The sequence below is a fragment of the Nocardia rhizosphaerihabitans genome (genome assembly GCF_014646295.1).
Lineage (GTDB): Bacteria > Actinomycetota > Actinomycetes > Mycobacteriales > Mycobacteriaceae > Nocardia > Nocardia rhizosphaerihabitans.
This window is the reverse complement of record NZ_BMNE01000002.1, coordinates 505,111-520,735: the sequence shown is the minus strand read 5'-3', so window position 1 is coordinate 520,735 and position 15,625 is coordinate 505,111. Positions and strand designations below refer to the sequence as shown.

The 15,625-nt window shown below is 69.4% G+C and carries 14 protein-coding genes; 8 read left to right on the top strand and 6 right to left on the bottom strand.

Annotation, left to right across the window (positions count from 1 at the left end):
* Positions 1-73: 73 nt before the first annotated feature.
* Entirely contained in the window at positions 74-718 is a 645-nt protein-coding gene (locus IEY60_RS08785) for a DUF4097 family beta strand repeat-containing protein (protein WP_189025941.1), read from the bottom strand.
* 160 nt (positions 719-878) lie between these two features.
* On the opposite strand from IEY60_RS08785, the gene IEY60_RS08780 reads away from it, so the two are divergent.
* A complete protein-coding gene (locus IEY60_RS08780) occupies positions 879-4,007 on the top strand; it encodes a BTAD domain-containing putative transcriptional regulator (RefSeq protein ID WP_189025939.1) in 3,129 nt (1,042 codons plus the stop codon).
* On the opposite strand, the gene IEY60_RS08775 is transcribed toward IEY60_RS08780, so the two are convergent.
* Both IEY60_RS08775 and IEY60_RS08770 read right to left on the bottom strand, forming a co-directional pair.
* Positions 3,991-4,758: an ABC transporter permease gene (locus IEY60_RS08775; protein ID WP_189025937.1), complete on the bottom strand. Its 768-nt coding sequence runs from the start codon at positions 4,756-4,758 to the stop codon at positions 3,991-3,993. The genes IEY60_RS08780 and IEY60_RS08775 overlap by 17 nt on opposite strands.
* Positions 4,755-5,699, bottom strand: a complete 945-nt coding sequence (locus tag IEY60_RS08770) for an ATP-binding cassette domain-containing protein (protein WP_189025935.1) — start codon at positions 5,697-5,699, stop codon at positions 4,755-4,757. The genes IEY60_RS08775 and IEY60_RS08770 overlap by 4 nt, the downstream gene beginning before the upstream one ends.
* Before the next feature lie 142 nt (positions 5,700-5,841).
* Between IEY60_RS08770 and IEY60_RS08765 the strand changes: the two genes are divergently transcribed.
* The 3 genes from IEY60_RS08765 to IEY60_RS08755 are packed head-to-tail and all read left to right on the top strand — an operon-like array spanning position 5,842 to position 8,065.
* Positions 5,842-6,327: a GtrA family protein gene (locus IEY60_RS08765; protein WP_189025933.1), complete on the top strand. Its 486-nt coding sequence runs from the start codon at positions 5,842-5,844 to the stop codon at positions 6,325-6,327.
* 54 nt (positions 6,328-6,381) lie between these two features.
* On the top strand, positions 6,382-7,284 hold the full coding sequence (locus IEY60_RS08760) for an alpha/beta fold hydrolase (protein ID WP_189025930.1): 903 nt from the start codon (positions 6,382-6,384) through the stop codon (positions 7,282-7,284).
* A 40-nt stretch (positions 7,285-7,324) separates the two neighbouring features.
* Positions 7,325-8,065: a MerR family transcriptional regulator gene (locus IEY60_RS08755; RefSeq protein WP_189025928.1), complete on the top strand. Its 741-nt coding sequence runs from the start codon at positions 7,325-7,327 to the stop codon at positions 8,063-8,065.
* Between the two features lie 34 nt (positions 8,066-8,099).
* Here IEY60_RS08755 and IEY60_RS08750 read toward each other — a convergent pair whose 3' ends face one another.
* The 3 genes from IEY60_RS08750 to IEY60_RS08740 form a co-directional block, all read right to left on the bottom strand.
* The gene (locus IEY60_RS08750) at positions 8,100-8,900 is read right to left on the bottom strand and encodes an SDR family NAD(P)-dependent oxidoreductase (protein WP_189025926.1); all 801 of its coding nucleotides are present in this window, start codon (positions 8,898-8,900) and stop codon (positions 8,100-8,102) included.
* 29 nt (positions 8,901-8,929) lie between these two features.
* A complete protein-coding gene (locus IEY60_RS08745; RefSeq protein ID WP_189025924.1) occupies positions 8,930-9,502 on the bottom strand; it encodes a DUF308 domain-containing protein in 573 nt (190 codons plus the stop codon).
* 133 nt (positions 9,503-9,635) lie between these two features.
* Positions 9,636-10,580, bottom strand: a complete 945-nt coding sequence (locus IEY60_RS08740) for an alpha/beta fold hydrolase (protein WP_189025922.1) — start codon at positions 10,578-10,580, stop codon at positions 9,636-9,638.
* Positions 10,581-11,271: 691 nt separating this feature from the next.
* On the opposite strand from IEY60_RS08740, the gene IEY60_RS08735 reads away from it, so the two are divergent.
* The 4 genes from IEY60_RS08735 to IEY60_RS08720 are packed head-to-tail and all read left to right on the top strand — an operon-like array spanning position 11,272 to position 15,525.
* Positions 11,272-12,108, top strand: a complete 837-nt coding sequence (locus IEY60_RS08735; RefSeq protein ID WP_189025920.1) for an alpha/beta fold hydrolase — start codon at positions 11,272-11,274, stop codon at positions 12,106-12,108.
* A gap of 33 nt (positions 12,109-12,141) precedes the next feature.
* Complete coding sequence (locus IEY60_RS08730) at positions 12,142-12,588, top strand: VOC family protein (protein ID WP_189025918.1); 447 nt, start codon at positions 12,142-12,144, stop codon at positions 12,586-12,588.
* Between the two features lie 22 nt (positions 12,589-12,610).
* Positions 12,611-14,086, top strand: coding sequence for a dihydrolipoyl dehydrogenase family protein (locus tag IEY60_RS08725; protein WP_189025916.1), 1,476 nt, complete (start codon positions 12,611-12,613; stop codon positions 14,084-14,086).
* A complete protein-coding gene (locus tag IEY60_RS08720; protein WP_189025914.1) occupies positions 14,083-15,525 on the top strand; it encodes an aldehyde dehydrogenase in 1,443 nt (480 codons plus the stop codon). Before IEY60_RS08725 ends, IEY60_RS08720 begins: the two co-directional genes overlap by 4 nt.
* Positions 15,526-15,625: the final 100 nt, after the last annotated feature.

The window sequence follows — 15,625 nt, the reverse complement described above, 5'->3', positions numbered from 1 at the left end:
GGATATGCGCCGGAGCGCTGAATCGGCATGGGCCGCACCGGTTCGGCGCGGCCCATGCGGTGGCCGAGGCCGTTCACGCGGCGACGATGTGCCCGATGACGATGTCGCCGACGCTGTTTCGCGCGAACACCTCGACGGTGTCGGCCGGGTCGTGCGCCGCGGCGACCGGGCTGATCATGTTGTGCACGGTGCCGCTGGTGGTGTTGGTCTCCAGGCGCACCGCGCTGGTGGGGCTGATGCCGACCTCCAGCTCGCCGACGGAGGTCTCCAGGCGCAGTTCGCCGCGGACTGCTTCACCGATGCGGATGTTGCCCTTGGCTGCCTTCGCGGTCACCGAACCCTGCGGGCGCTCGATGACGATGTCACCGAGCGAGACCGTCACGTCACACGAGCCGAGCGCACCGGCGCCGAGCAGGTGCCCGACACCGGCGGTGCTCCTCAGCTGCGAGCCGTCGGGGACCTGGATGGTCACCTCGATGGTGGGGTTGCCACCGAAGGGAGTGTGGGTGCGCCAGCTCTTCGGCGTGGTCACCGTCAGCGCGCCGTCGGTGAAATCGATGGTGGTCTGCTCGGCGGCGCGCACGTCGGCCTTCTTGGTCGCGTCGGCGGGCTTGATCTCGACGGTGGTGTCGCTGCGATCGGAGGCGATGACAGTGACACCGGCGGAGAGAACTTCGACGGTGACGGCGATCGGGGCCGGGGTCTGGAAGGTGATCATCTCGTGCTCCTCGGTGGGTGTTGCCGTTCGGTTGATGTGACTACTGTCGCGAGCGCCGCTGACACGGACCTGACACCGGCCTGACGCACCCGCTGACACGAATTCCGGCCGGTCGAAGCAGGTGTCGCGACCCGTTGACGTCCGAGGCACAATGGGCCGGGTGCAGATCGGGATGCTTGGGCCGCTGGAGATCCGAACAGGGGACGGTGGATCGATAGAGGTACCGGGCGCTCGGTTGCGGGCGCTGTTGATCGCGCTGGCACTCGAAGCAGGTCGCGCGGTCCCGAAGTCGAGACTCGTCGACTGGATCTGGGACGAGCAGCCGCCCGCCGACGCGGCGAACGCCCTGCAGGCACTGGTCTCCCGCTTACGCAGGGCGCTGCCCGACGGGGCTGTCGAGGTGCAGGCGGGTGGATACCGGCTGACGGTGGAACCTCGCGCGGTCGACGCCATCCGTTTCGAACAACTTCTCGACCAAGCGCGCGGCGGCGACGACGCGCACCAGGCGCGGCTGCTACGCGAAGCCCTCGACCTGTGGCGCGGTCCGCTGATGCAGGACATCGGCGACAGCGCGGCCTTCGACGCGGTGATCACGCGCTTCGACGGGCTGCGCCTGGCCGCCATGGAGGATCGCTACGAAGCCGAACTCCGGCTCGGCCGTGGCCCCGAAGTGGTAGCCGAGCTGACCGAGCTGGTGTCCCAGCATCCGGTGCGGGAACGGCTCGTTGCCGCGCTGATGCGGGCACTGGGCGCCGCGGGCCGTGGCGCGGAGGCGCTGACCGTGTACCAGCGCGCCAGGGAGGCCCTCGCCGACGAACTGGGCGTAGACCCGTCACCGGAGCTGTCCGCGCTGCATGTCGCGCTGTTGCGTGGCGAAGTAGGGGGCAGGCCCGCGGCACGCACGACGAACCTGCGCGCCGAGTTGACCAGCTTCGTCGGCAAGCGCGCCGACATCGCCGCGGTCCGTGAACTCATTGCGGCACACCGGCTTACCACCGTGACCGGACCCGGCGGATCGGGCAAGACCCGGCTGGCCGTTGAGACCGCGCGCACCATGCTCGGCGATCTACCCGACGGCGCCTGGCTGGTGGAACTGGCCTCTGCCGACGGCAGTGGCGACCTGGCGCAGTCGGCCTTCGCCGCGCTCGGACTCCGGGACGCGCTGCTCGGCGACGCCCCGAACGCCGACCCGATGGACCGGCTGATCGCGGCGATCCGCGACCGCGAGACGCTGCTGATCCTGGACAACTGCGAGCACGTGATCGAGGCGGCGGCGGCCTTCGCCCACCGGGTACTCGGCGAGTGCAGGCGACTGCGGATCCTCGCGACGAGCAGGGAACCGCTCGGCATCACCGGCGAGGCGCTGTGGCAGGTCGAGCCGCTGACGTTGCCCGCCGACGGCGCGGATGCCCGCGAGATCGAGACCTCCCCCGCCGTCGCGCTGCTGCGGGACCGGGCGGGCGCGGTGCGCAAGGACCTCGCGACCGATGCGGGCACCCTGGCGACCATGGCGCGGGTCTGCCGGGCACTCGACGGGATACCGCTGGCGATCGAACTGGCCGCGGCCCGATTGCGCACCATGTCCCTCGATCAGCTCGCCCACCGGCTCGATGACCGCTTCCGCCTGCTGACCGGCGGCAGCCGCACCGCCATCCCGCAGCACCGAACGTTGCGGGCGGTTGTCGACTGGAGCTGGGAACTGCTCAGCGACGCCGAGAAGATGGTCTTGTGCCGGCTCTCGGTGTTCTCCGGCGGCGCGAGTCTGGAAGCGGCCGAACAGGTCTGCGCGGGCAAGGTCGAACAGTGGGAGGTGCTCGAGCTGCTCACCGCCCTGACCGAGAAATCATTGCTGCTCGTCACCGAGGACGAGGTCCCGCGCTACCGCATGCTCGAGACGATCAAGCAGTACGCCGCCGACCGGCTCGCCGAGGCGGGCGACGCGGAGTCCGCACGCCATGCGCATCTGGCGTACTTCACCGACCTCGCCGCCACCGCCGAGCCGCATCTGCGCCGCGCCGAGCAGTTGGAGTGGCTCGCCGTCCTCGACGCCGAGCACGACAACATCGCGACGGCGATGCGTGGCGCGCTCGCGTCCGGTGACGCGGCCGGGGCGATGGGGCTCGCCGCGGCAGCGGGCTGGTACTGGTGGCTGGGCGGATACAAGGCCGAGGGCAGCGAGCTGGTCGTCGCGGCCGCCGAGGTGCCCGGCGAGGTCGACGACGAGACCAGGGCCACGGTGTACGGGCTGGCCGTGCATTTCGGAACCTCGGGACGCAATGACGAACACCAGGTGGCGGAATGGATCCACCAGGCGTACCGCTTCGGCCGTGACAGCCAGGGCAGCCATCCGTCGCTGCGCTTCACCGCCGCACTGGAACGCATGCTGGGCGGCCCTGACCACTATCTGCCCGCCTTCGAAGCGGTGCTCACCGACGACGACCCCTGGGCGCGGGCTTTGGCGCGCCTACAGCTGGGCAAGCTGCGCACCGTCCTCGGCCACGACGGGCCGGAGGCGGACGAATATCTCGCCCAGGCGCTCACCGAGTTCCGTGCCCTCGGTGAGCGCTGGGGGATTTCGTTCGCACTGACCGAACTGGCGAACCGCACCGCCCTGCGCGGCGAATTCGTCGCTGCGTGTGAGCTGTACGAGCAGGCGATCGGGGTGGTCACCGAGGTCGGCGCGATCGAGGACGTGGTCGGGATGCGATCCCGGCAGGCCCAGCTGTACTGGCTGCTCGACGATGCCGAGGCGAGCACCGCCGCCCTGACCGAAGCACAGCGCTGCGCGGACCGGACCGGCTGGCCGACAGCCCTGGCCGAAGTCGCCTTGGCGCGTGTGGAATTGGCGCGCTGGCGCGGTGACACCGAGCTGGCACTCCAGCAGCTCGACCTCGCGCGCACGCTGTTCGGCAGCGATGCCGAACATCCGAATGTCGCTGCGATGGTGCACGGCCTGCTCGGCTACCTCGCCGATGACCTCGATGAGGCTCGCGCGCACCATAATTCGGCCTTCGAGGCGGCGTCGGCGGCAGGCCACGCTCCGCTGATGGCCCAGGTGCTCGTCGGCATCGCGGACCTGGCGGTGCGCGCGGAACAGTACGAGCAGGCCGCGCGACTGCTCGCGGCGAGCACCGCGACGCGCGGGCTGCCCGATCGTTCCCAGCCGGATGTCGCCAGAATCGAGCAGACAGCACGACATCGCCTCGGTGATGTGGAATTCACCGAGGCGATGCGGGAGGGTGCGCTGGCGAGCAGGCCGGAACTGGTGGCACTCACGCTCGCTTGGTGAACGTGGCACGCGACCACAGGTATCCGACAACGGCGAACCCGGCGCACCAGGCGAGCGCAGCGGCGGTGTAGCCGGCGGAGGGGTTGCCTGCCAGGAATCCGCGCACGGATTCGATGATCGGGGTGAAGGGCTGGTACTCGGCGAACTGCCGGACGCCGGGACCCATCTTCTCCGCGGGCACGATCGCGCTGCTCACGAAGGGCAGCATGATCAGCGGCACCACCGACATACCCGCGGCTTCAGGGGTTTTCGCGGCGATGCCGAGTGCGACGGTGAGCCAGGCCGCGGCGAAGGCCGTGGCCAGCAGGACGCCGAGCGCGCCCAGCCACTGCACAGCGGTCGCCGGGGAGCGGAATCCCAGCGCGAAGCCGACGGCGAGGACGGAGGCGATGGCGACCACGTTGGTCACCATGCTCGCCGCGACATGGCCGGTGAGCACGGCGCCGCGGGAGACGTCCATGACCTTGAACCGGTTGATGACACCGGTGGTCATGTCGGAGCTCACCGAGACCGCGGTGCCGGACAGGCCGTAACTGATGGCCAGCATGAGCATGCCGGGTACCGCGTAGTCGATGTAGTTCTCGCCGACGTCGAACGCGTCGCCGAAGACGTAGACGAAGATCAGCATCATCACCACGGGCATCAGCGCCGCGTTGAAGATCGTGACCGGAGAACGGGTGATGTGGGTGAAGTTGCGGCGCAACATGACCGATGCGTCGAACAGGGAATCGGTGACGGAAAGAGTGCTCATCGTGGTTCGGCCTCCGTGGTGGCGTGCCCGGTCAGGGCAAGAAAGACGTCGTCGAGGTCAGGGGTGTGGATGGAGACCTGGTCGGCCTCCAGTGAGTGGGCGGCGAGCCGATCCAGCAGGGCCCGCAGGGATTTCGAGCTGCCGTCGCCGGGAACGCGCAGGGCCAGCGTCTCGTCGTCCGGGGTGGCGCCGGGCAGGATCCGCGCCGCCGCCGCCAGTTCCGTGGCGTCGGTGAACCGCAGCTGGACGTGGCTGCCGGGCACGCGGCGCTTGAGCTCGTCGGCGGTGCCTTCGGCGACGATGCGGCCCTGGTCGAGGACCGCGATCCGGTCGGCCAGCTGATCGGCTTCCTCGAGGTACTGGGTGGTGAGGAAGATCGTCACGCCGTCGGCGGTCAGCTCCCGCACGATCTCCCACATGGTGCGCCTGCTGCGCGGATCCAGTCCGGTGGTCGGCTCGTCCAGGAAGACGATCTCCGGCTTGGTGACCAGGGTCATGGCCAGATCCAGTTTCCGGCGCATGCCGCCGGAGTAGGACGCCGCCGGCTTGCGCGCCGACTCCACCAGGTCGAATCGTTCCAGCAGTTCGGTGACCACCCGCTTGCCCGCCTTGCCACGCAGACGGTGCAGATCCGCCATCAGCTTCAGGTTCTCCTCGCCGGTCAGCAGATCGTCGACCGCGGCGAACTGGCCGGTGACGCCGATGGCTTTGCGGACTGCTTCGGTTTCGGTCACCAGGTCGTGGCCCGCTACGCGGGCGGTGCCGCCGTCGGCCTTCAGCAAGGTGGTCAGGACGTTCACGGTGGTCGTCTTGCCCGCCCCGTTCGGCCCGAGCAGCGAGAAGATCGTGCCGGTGCCGACGGTGATGTCGATGCCGTCGAGGATCGTTTTGTCCCCGTAGGCCTTTCGCAGCCCGGAGGCCGCAATCGCTGTGCTGTTCATGGGAACTACAGTCACCGGCTCGGCTGATACCGGGCTGACACCGCCCTGACACGTCCGCTGACACCGTCGCCGCCGCGTCGTGCCAGGCGTTTGTCAGCCAGACGTCAGGTCGGCGTCAGCGGGCTCGGCCACGGTTCTCGGTATGACCAGCATCGCCCCCGCCCCCGCCTTCGGTTCCGTCTTCGCCCCGGCGCCGCGCGCGGACTGGTCCGGCCTGCGCACCCGAGTCCGTCAGTTCCTGCTCGGCGAGCACGGCTTCGCCCAGCTGCTGCGCTTCGCCCTGGTCGGCGGCGTCAGCAATATCGCCTACGTGCTGCTGTTTCCGGCCTGCACCGACCTGGGACCGCTGGCCGCCAATATCGCGGGCTCGATGGTGAGCACCCTGATCGCGAACGAACTGCACCGCCGTCTCACTTTCCGGGCGGCGGATCAGGTGGGCTGGTTCGCGGCGCAGTGCCAGGGCAGCGGACTCGCCCTGGCCGGGCTGCTGATCAGCACCGGCACCCTGGCCGGACTCGACGCCTTCGTCCCCGGCCTAGGCGAGTTCACTCAGGCCTGCGCCATGCTCACCGTCATGGCCGGGTGCGGTGGCCTGCGCTTCCTCGCCCTGCGCTACCTGGTGTTCTGACCCGCCAGGCCCGGGTTTGACCTTGACCGTGCGTCAGGGTTGGAGGCTGGTCCCATGACGAACAACAGCACTCCCCCGACTCGGTTCACGCCGCCGGTCGGCGGGTTCCAGGAAGTCGACGGCCACCGCGTCTTCGTGCACCGGTCGGGCAGCGGCGGACCCGCCGTCGTGTTCCTGCCGGGCGCCGGCGCGGTCGGCCTGGACTACTTCGGTGTCCAGCAACAGGTTTCGCAGTTCACCACCGCCGTGGTGTACGACCGTGGTGGCACCGGCTACAGCGACGCCCTCCCGTTGCCGCGCACCGCCGCCGCGGTCGCCACCGAACTGCGCGAGCTCCTGCGCGCCCAGCGTATTCCCGGCCCCTACGTGCTCGCGCCCCATTCGCTCGGCGGTTTCTACGCGCACCGGTTCGCGCAGCTGTACCCGCGGGATGTGGCCGGACTGGTCTGGATCGACGGCCTGCACCGCGACTGGGACGAGTTCATGCCGTCCGCGATGCGGCTGGCCGAGGCGGAGCGGATGGGCACCGATCCCGAGCAGCTCGAACAACTGCGCCCGGCCATGCGTCAGATGCGCACCGAGTTGCTCGCTGCCTACCCGGAGCACATCCGGCGATCGCTGGTCGAAGCCAAGGAGAGCGCCGAATGGACCCGCGTCGGCATCGCCGAGCGCAGCAACCTGACCGCACTGGCCGCCGAACTCCACGCCGGGCCTGGCCTTCCTGATGTCCCCGTGGTCGCGCTCAGCGCGCTGGGCCCCGACCCCACCCAGCCGGCGGAGACGCTGCGCCGGATGCACGACGGCCGACGGCGAATGGACGCGGCCTTGGTGCGCGGCCTCTCGTACGGGGACCACCGAATCCTCGCCGACACCGTGCACCACCGGCTCTGCTTCGACCGTCCCGACGCCGTGGTGCAAGCCATTCGCGATGTCGTCGGCCGAGTCGCGCGCACCTAGACTCGACCCGATCATGTTCGGCGTAGACCCGAGGAGGACGGTGCTCACGATCGGCCAGCTCGCGGCCACCGCGGGCGTGACCGTGCGCACCGTCCGCCACTACCACCATGTCGGCCTGCTCCCCGAGCCCGACCGCGACGCCTCCGGCTACCGCCGCTACACCGCCCAGGCAGCAGTGGATCTCATCCGCATCAGAACCCTCGCCGACGCCGGTGTCCCCCTGTCCCGAATCGACGCACTCCTCCACGCCCAACCCCCCGAATTCGCCGCGGCCATCACCGACATCGACGCCGACCTCCAGCGCAAGATCGACCAGCTCACCGAATACCGCAGCCGGATCGCCGAATTGGACAGCGGCGAACGCCTCGTCCTCCCACCCGAGGTCGTCGCCATCCTGAACCGCATGCGCGCCCTCGGAATCGGCGAACAACGGGTACTCCTCGAACGCGACTCCTGGATCCTCCTGCAAGCCCTGGACCCGGACGCCGTCCCCCACCGCATCCGGGAGAAGAACGCCGAGTTCGACGACCCGGAGACCACCCGCCTCTACCTCGCCGTCGACCGCTCCGCCGACTGGGACCCCCACGATCCCCGCCTCGACCAGCTCATCGACGACCTGGACGCCTGGGAAATCGCCCACGCACAAGACACCGGCGGACAGACGACCCGCAAGCTGATCTCCTCGCGCATCTCCGAGTCGTCTCCGTCCTGGCAACGCATCGTCGACGCCCTCACCCACCGCGCCGAACAACGCCGAACCCGGTGCCCGAACCCGGATTAGGCCCGGACGACAGCTTCGGAAACCTGCTCGATCGTCAGGCCGTTCGGGCAGCTTGAAAGGCGCCCGCATCGGCGACGACCGCGACGCCGGTGCGGCCGCCGTCGACGTCGACGACGGTGCCGTGGACGAAGGCAGCGTCATCGGAGGCGAGGAATACCGCCGCGGCGGCGACGGCATCGGGGTGGCCGGTTCGCCCGGCCGGGGTGCCGTGCATCAGCAGCCCGACCGGAGGATCGGTGTCGCTGTCCTCGTCGGAAGCCAGAATGACCCCCGGTGCGATGGCGTTGACCCGGACGCCTTGGCTCCCGAACTCGGCTGACCAAGCGCGGGTGAGGGTTTCCATCGCGCCTTTGGTCGAGGCGTACAGGGCGCCGACGGGCAGGCTCAGCCGCGCGACCCATGATCCGAGATTGACGACCACACCGCTACCGCGGCTGATCATCGCGGGAACGATGGCCTGGGTGAGAAAGAAGGCGGCTTTGACGTTGACGGCGTAGACACGGTCGAAGGCCTGCTCGTCGGTGGTCAGGGTCGTCCCCGGCGGAAAGATGCCGGCATTGTTGACCAGGATGTCGATGTGTCCGCCCAGTTGTTCGATCGCCGCCGCGGCAAGGGCGTGGCTGGCGGCGAGGCTGCCGTCGAGGTCGGCTCGGAGGAAGTCGGCCTGCCCGCCTGCCCGGCGGATGTGGGCGACGACGGCCTCGCCGCGGGTTCGGTCACGCCCGGAGACGATGACGTGCGCGCCTTCGGCGGCGAAGGCCAGCGCGGTCGCGCGGCCGATATTGCTGGTGGAGCCGGTGATCAGAGCTTTCCTGCCCTGCAGTCGTGCTGACATGGGGTCCTCCTTCTGGTTGTCGAATGTGGTCATGGGAGTGATCGGGCCTTCCACACCAGCAGCGCGGCCTGCGCGAGGAAGAAGACACCGCCACCGGTGGCGTAGATGGACAAGACATCCAGGGACGGCGACTCGCCCGCGGCCTTGGCGACATAGGTCGCGCCGACCAGGAAGGACAGTCCGCCGGAGATCAGCGTCGGCCACTGCTTGCCCAGCACCGGGCCACGCCTGCGCAGCCCGACAGCCAGCTGGGCCGCGCCAGACAGCACCGCCCAGATACCGAATACGCCCAGTACCGCGGCCGCACTGCCGGTCGTCCCGGCGATACCGAGGGCGACAGCGGTGACCGCGCTCAGTGCGCCGTTGACCGCGGTCACCCGGCGCTCGGGGCCGTCGGGCACCGCGCGAAAGTCGATCAGCGACGACACGGCATCGATCAGCGGGTAGCCGACCAGCAGGATGACCGCGACGGCATCCAGCGGGTCGTGCGCTGCCGCGAAGGCGAGAGCCCAGGCGATCGCCAGGACACCGCGGCCCAGCGACAGTCGGATCAGCGACGAACGCTCGGATGCCGAAACAGTAGGTGTCACAGTGCTGTTCATGACCTACGTCCTACGAACTCCGGTGCCGACGGTCCGCGACCGTGCAACACGGCGGTCTCCGACCAGATCAGCATCGCGATCGGTCCACAGACGAAAAGCTCTGCGACAGCAGGGCGTTCGGGATTTCTCGGATTCATGGCACGAGCCCTTCTCGGCTGCCGCCACACGGTGACGACAGGGATTGTGGTGAGCAGGCGAAGTCGCGGACCGCGGCGGCGAAACGCCCTGGTTCCTCCAGATGCCCCAGGTGGCCGCTGTGCTCCAGGATCAGCAGTCGCGAATCGGGGATGAGCTCGTGCAGCTCCTGCCCCCAGCGCGGTCCGCAGATGACATCGAAGCGACCGACGACGACCAGCGCCGGGACGGTCAGCGCAGGCAGGTCGGCGCGGTCGTCGACGAGATCGGGAGATCCGATCGCGTCCAGTCCCGAGATGTAGCCGGCGCGCAGCGCATCGCGCACCGGAGCCCAGCGCCGTTCGTCACCCCAGTAGTCGGCGAGGTAGGCGGGCAAGATGCCGCGGGCGACAGCCAGGGTCTGCACATCGTTCGAAATGGCCTGCATCGCACCGAAAGCCGCGAGCACCTCGGCCAATTCGGGGCGATCAGCGTGGGCAGCGGCGAATTCCCGGAGCCGCCGGGCAGCCTCCGCGCCGTGCTCGGGTCCGGTCACCGGTGAACCCTCGTAGAGGATGACGCCCGCGAGGCAGGCCGGACGGTGGATCGCGTGGTAGGCGGCGACGAACGCGCCGTGCGAGTGACCGAGCAGATACACCGTCGGCACCTCGAGGTGTTCGATGATCCGTTGCAGCGCGATGCTGTAGCGCTCCCGGGTGTAGCCGTGCGGATGTGTCGGCAGACGGCCGGATCCGCCGGTGCCGATGGCCTCGACGTAGACCATGGTCAGGTGTTGTTCCAACTCGGGCATGCGCAGGTACTCCCAGTGGATGCCGGGTCCGCCCGGATGAGCGAGGCAGACCGGGCCGCTGCCGTACACGTGGTACCGCTGGCGGACACCGTCGGAGTCGACGACGTGCGTACCCGGCGCGAGCGCGCCGGAGGTCTGCGGCGGGAGCGACATCACGCGGCCCGCAGCGGCGCGGCGAAGGACTTGCGCAGCGAGGACGGCCCGACCAGGGGCAGCAGCGCCGCCAGGACCTTGCCCTTGAACGCCCGCGGGTCCTGGTCAGTTCGATATCGACGCGGGAGCCCGCCTGGGTGGGCGTGGCGCGGAAGACCCAGCCGCCGCCGGCACCGAAGAGTTTGGAGTCCAGCGTGGTGATGGTGACGGTGTCGCCCGCCGGGTCCCACTCGTAGCGGGCGCGCTCCCACGCCGCAGCGGTGCCTTCGGTGACCTCGGCCCAGGTCTCGCCGCGCTCGTGGACGACGAAGTGCTCGGCATCGATCGTCGGCCATGCCTCGGGACGGGTGGGCCCGAAATCGGTGAGCACGTGCACGACCTCGGCGGGCGACAGGGTGGACATCAGGTGAAAACGGACAGTAGCCATGAGAAAACAATCGCTGTCCGGGACCTCGCCCCGAATCTGTCGGATGACGCTGGGACTGACGTATTCCAGCCCGTCCCAGCCGATCGGGGACGCTCCCGCGGTGGGTGCGCGCCGGCCGGCCTGCACCTGGGCTTCGCGCCGGACTCCGCCGGTCTGACGATGGTGACTACGTCATGGTCGGCGTCAGGTGACAGATGTGGCGTCGGGGCCGCGTGACCCATTGTGGAATCCGCACTGCTTCACCGTTCCCGAAAGGACCATGACATGGTCGACATCCGACGCTCCAGCCGAGCGGTCGCGGCGATCACGGCCGTAGTGGCCGCGGGCAGCCTCGCCGTCGCCTGTACCGCGAGCACCACCACCCATGCCGGCCCCACCCTGGACGCGCCGAAGCCGACCATCGTGCTGGTCCACGGCGCGTTCGCGGACGGATCGAGCTGGAACGACGTCATCGACAGGCTCATCGAGAACCGGTATCCCGTTGTCGCGGCGGCCAATCCGCTGCGTGGACCGGCCGCTGACGCCGCCTCGGTGCGTGGGTTGATCAGCCATATCGACGGCCCGGTCGTCCTGGTCGGGCACTCCTACGGTGGATCGGTCATCAGCGCCGCCGCGGCGGGCAACGATCAGGTGAAGGCGCTGGTCTATGTGGCGGCATTCCTGCCCGCACCGGGTGAAACCGCGCTCGAGCTGACCGCCAAGTTCCCCGGGTCCACGCTGCCCGGCACGCTCGACCCGGTCGCCTTCACCCGCCCGGACGGCAGCACCGGCACCGATCTGTACATCCAGCAGAGCAAGTTCCGCGACCAGTTCGCCGCCGACGTCGCCGCGGACCGCGCGACCCTGGCCGCGGCCGCCCAGCGTCCGATCGATCAGACCGCGCTCGAGGAGAAGGCCACCGTCGCCGCCTGGACCGACAAGCCCAGCTGGGACGTGATCACCACCCAGGACCTCAATATCCCCCTCGCGGCGCAGCGGTTCATGGCCGAGCGGGCACATTCCCGGGTCACCGAGGTCGAAGCCTCGCACTCGGTCGCCGTCTCGCACCCCGACGTGGTCGCCGACGTGATCGAGCAGGCCGCCCAGGGTGTCACCCCCTGACCAATCACGAAAAGTACTCGAGGAGAACACATCATGGATTTGAAGCTTGAAGTCATCGTGCTGCCCGTCGCCGACGTCGACCGCGCGAAGGACTTCTATACCGATCGGCTCGGATTCCGTCTCGACGCCGACTTCGCGGTGGACGACGGCTACCGCGTCGTGCAGCTCACCCCGCCCGGTTCGGAATGCTCGATCATCATCGGCACCGGTGTCAGCGCGGCCGCGCCCGGATCCGTGCAGGGCCTGCACCTGATCGTCACCGATATCGAGCAGACCGTCGCGGAGCTGACCGAGCGCGGGGTCGAGGTCGAGGGGCCGTTCCGCGACGCCACCGGCGTGTTCCATCACCCCGGAACCGAAAGCCGTGTCCCCGGGGCGGATCCGCAGCGCCGCTCCTACGGTTCGTTCGCCGCGTTCACCGATCCCGACGGCAACGGCTGGTTCCTGCAGGAAGTCACCCAGCGTGCCCCCGGCCGCTGATCCGACCATCGAAGGCGAACCCATGTCCGAGAAGGAAACTCGTACCTACGATGTCGTGGTCATCGGTGCCGGGCCGGTCGGCGAGAATGTCGCCGACCGGACAAGCGCCGCCGGGCTGAGTACCGTGATCGTCGAATCCGAACTGGTCGGCGGCGAATGCTCCTACTGGGCTTGCGAACCCAGCAAGGCCCTGCTGCGTCCAGCTCTGCTCTATCGCGAGGCCGCCCGCTTCCCCGGCGTCGGCAGCGCGGTGACCGGCCGTCTGGACGTGCCCGCGGTACTGAAACACCGTGACCGCATGGTGGCCGACTGGAACGACCGGGACCAGGTCGACTGGCTCGACTCCGCGCAGGTCGACCTCATTCGCGGCCACGGCCGCCTCGCGGGACCGCGGCAGGTGACAGTTCATACGCCCGAGGGCGGCGCCGTGCGGCTCGCCGCACGGCACGCGGTGGCGGTGTGCACCGGCACGTCGGCGGCACTGCCGCCACTACCGGGCTTGGATACGGTGCGACCGTGGACAAGCCGCGAAGCCACCGCTGCCGGGGACGTTCCCCGTCGGCTCGCGATTCTCGGCGCCGGGGTGGTCGCCGTCGAAATGGCCACCGCCTGGCAGGCACTCGGTGCGCGGGTCACCCTCATCGCTCGCGAATCGCGGCTGCTCGGCCGGGTCGAGGCATTCGCCGCGGACCTGGTCGCCGAGCGGCTCCGGGAGGCCGGTGTGGAACTGCGGTTCGGTACCACCATCACCGCGGCGGAACGAGCGGGCGGCCCCGACGACGGCGTCCACCTCACCCTCGCCGACGGCACCCGGCTGGTCGCCGACGAGCTCCTGCTCGCGACCGGACGCGCACCACGCACCGCGGACCTCGGCATCGAGACCGTCGGCCTGACGCCCGGTCGGTGGCTGGACACCGACGACACCTTCACCGTGACCGCGGTCGACGGCGCGTGGCTGTACGCGGTCGGCGACGTCAATCACCGTGCGCTGCTCACCCATCAGGGCAAATATCAGGCCCGCATCGCCGGGGCGGTCATCGCTACCCGAGCGCGGGGCGCGACGTTGGACACCGGCAAGTGGGGCCCGCATGCCGGAACCGCCGACCTGGAAGCGGTGCCGCAGGTGGTGTTCACCGACCCGGAGATCGCGGCGGTCGGACTCACCACCGAGGACGCCGCCCGCACCGGGCGAGTGGTAGATGTGGTCGACTACGACATCGGCCGGGTCGCGGGCGCGATCCAGCACGATCCCGGTTATCGAGGACGGGCCAGGGTGCTGATCGACCCGCAGCGCGGGGTGATCGTCGGCGCCACCTTCGCCGGAGCTGGCGTCGCCGAACTGTTGCATTCGGCCACCATCGCCATCACCGGCGAGGTTCCGATCGACCGGCTCTGGCATGCGGTGCCCGCGTTCCCCACCATCAGCGAGGTCTGGCTGCGGTTGCTGGAAACCTATCGCGACCAACAGAACTCGGCCGCACCGGGGGAAGCCGGATGATCACCTACGAGCAGCTCTACATCGGCGGATCGTGGACCGAACCCAGCGAACCGGCGCTCCTGGAGATCCTGTCCCCGCACGACCGATCGCTCCTCGGCGCAGCCGCGCAGGCCCAGCCCGCCGATATCGACCGCGCGGTGGCGGCGGCGCAGGCGGCGTTCGACAGCCGCGAGTGGCGCGACACCCCGGCCGCCGCGCGAATCGCGATGTTTCGACGGTTCAACCGGCTGCGCGAGGAACAGGCCGACCGGATCGCCGCGCTCATCACCGCCGAAAACGGTTCGGCCACCTGGTTCACCCAGGCAGGCCAGGCCGGTCTGACCCGGCAGGCGAACGCCTACTTCGCGGCCGCCGAGGATTTCGACTGGGAGCGCACGCTCACTCCGTCGGACCCGGATGCGCGCGTGCGCAGCGTGGTACGGCGCGAACCGGTCGGCGTGGTGGCCGCGGTGATCCCGTGGAACTCGCCCTTCTCCGCCGCGACATCGAAGCTGCTGCCCGCCTTGCTCACCGGAAACTGCGTGGTGCTGAAGGTATCTCCGGAGAACTCGCTGAGCATGGGGCTGCTGGCCGAGCTGATGGATCGCATCGGGCTGCCGGACGGCGTGCTCAGTGTGCTGCCCGCCGAACGGGATACGAGCGAGTACCTGATCTCCCATCCGCTGGTGGACAAGATCGCGTTCACCGGCTCGACCGGCGCCGGCCGCCGGATCGCGTCCATCGCCGGCTCCCAGCTCAAACGGGTCAGTCTGGAACTGGGCGGCAAATCGGCGGCGGTGATCCTGCCCGACGCCGATCTGACCGTGGTGATGCAGGGCCTGAAGTTCGCTGCGCTGCTGAACAACGGCGAGTCCTGCATCGCCCACACCCGGATCCTCGCCCCGAGCTCCCGCTACGGGGAGGTGGTCGCGGCGCTGAGCGCGCTGGTCGAGTCCTTGCCGGTCGGTGACCCACGCGACCCGGAAACCTTCATCGGGCCGATGGTCCGCGGCGATCAGCAGCAGCGGGTCCGCGACTACATCGAGGCCGGCATCGGTGAAGGCGCGCGCCTGGTCTGTGGTGGCCCGCAGCTGCCACCCGGGCTGCGGGACGGTTTCTATGTCACACCGACGGTTTTCGCCGACGTGACCCCTGCCATGCGCATCGCACGGGAGGAGATCTTCGGCCCCGTCCTGGTCGTCATGGCCTACGACGACATCGATGACGCGATCCGCATCGCCAACGATTCCGACTACGGCCTCTCCGGTGGCGTGTGGTCGGCGGACGAGGCGGCGGCGGTTGCCGTGGCCCGCCGAATCCGGGCAGGCACGGTCACCGTCAACGGTGCGCCGGTCGGATTCGACGGTCCCTTCGGAGGTTTCAAGGCCAGCGGAATCGGCCGCGAATACGGCGCCGTCGGCCTCGGCCAGTACACCGAATACCAGACCATCACCGTCTGAGACCGCTGCTAGGGTGGCCACGTGCTCATCGAGGAAGTCGACAGAATCTAGCCGCCCAGTCGAAGGCGGCGCTTCCGATCACACATTCTCGCCTTCGCCT

What these genes read in the sequence shown, in the direction of transcription:
- IEY60_RS08760 (WP_189025930.1), top strand. Translation starts at nt 6,382, where the DNA reads ATGACGAACAACAGCACTCCCCCGACTCGGTTCACGCCGCCGGTCGGC.
- IEY60_RS08785 (WP_189025941.1), bottom strand. Translation starts at nt 718, where the DNA reads ATGATCACCTTCCAGACCCCGGCCCCGATCGCCGTCACCGTCGAAGTT.
- IEY60_RS08775 (WP_189025937.1), bottom strand. Translation starts at nt 4,758, where the DNA reads ATGAGCACTCTTTCCGTCACCGATTCCCTGTTCGACGCATCGGTCATG.
- IEY60_RS08720 (WP_189025914.1), top strand. Translation starts at nt 14,083, where the DNA reads ATGATCACCTACGAGCAGCTCTACATCGGCGGATCGTGGACCGAACCC.
- IEY60_RS08750 (WP_189025926.1), bottom strand. Translation starts at nt 8,900, where the DNA reads ATGTCAGCACGACTGCAGGGCAGGAAAGCTCTGATCACCGGCTCCACC.
- IEY60_RS08730 (WP_189025918.1), top strand. Translation starts at nt 12,142, where the DNA reads ATGGATTTGAAGCTTGAAGTCATCGTGCTGCCCGTCGCCGACGTCGAC.
- IEY60_RS08740 (WP_189025922.1), bottom strand. Translation starts at nt 10,580, where the DNA reads ATGTCGCTCCCGCCGCAGACCTCCGGCGCGCTCGCGCCGGGTACGCAC.
- IEY60_RS08765 (WP_189025933.1), top strand. Translation starts at nt 5,842, where the DNA reads ATGACCAGCATCGCCCCCGCCCCCGCCTTCGGTTCCGTCTTCGCCCCG.
- IEY60_RS08735 (WP_189025920.1), top strand. Translation starts at nt 11,272, where the DNA reads ATGGTCGACATCCGACGCTCCAGCCGAGCGGTCGCGGCGATCACGGCC.
- IEY60_RS08725 (WP_189025916.1), top strand. Translation starts at nt 12,611, where the DNA reads ATGTCCGAGAAGGAAACTCGTACCTACGATGTCGTGGTCATCGGTGCC.
- IEY60_RS08745 (WP_189025924.1), bottom strand. Translation starts at nt 9,502, where the DNA reads ATGAACAGCACTGTGACACCTACTGTTTCGGCATCCGAGCGTTCGTCG.
- IEY60_RS08770 (WP_189025935.1), bottom strand. Translation starts at nt 5,699, where the DNA reads ATGAACAGCACAGCGATTGCGGCCTCCGGGCTGCGAAAGGCCTACGGG.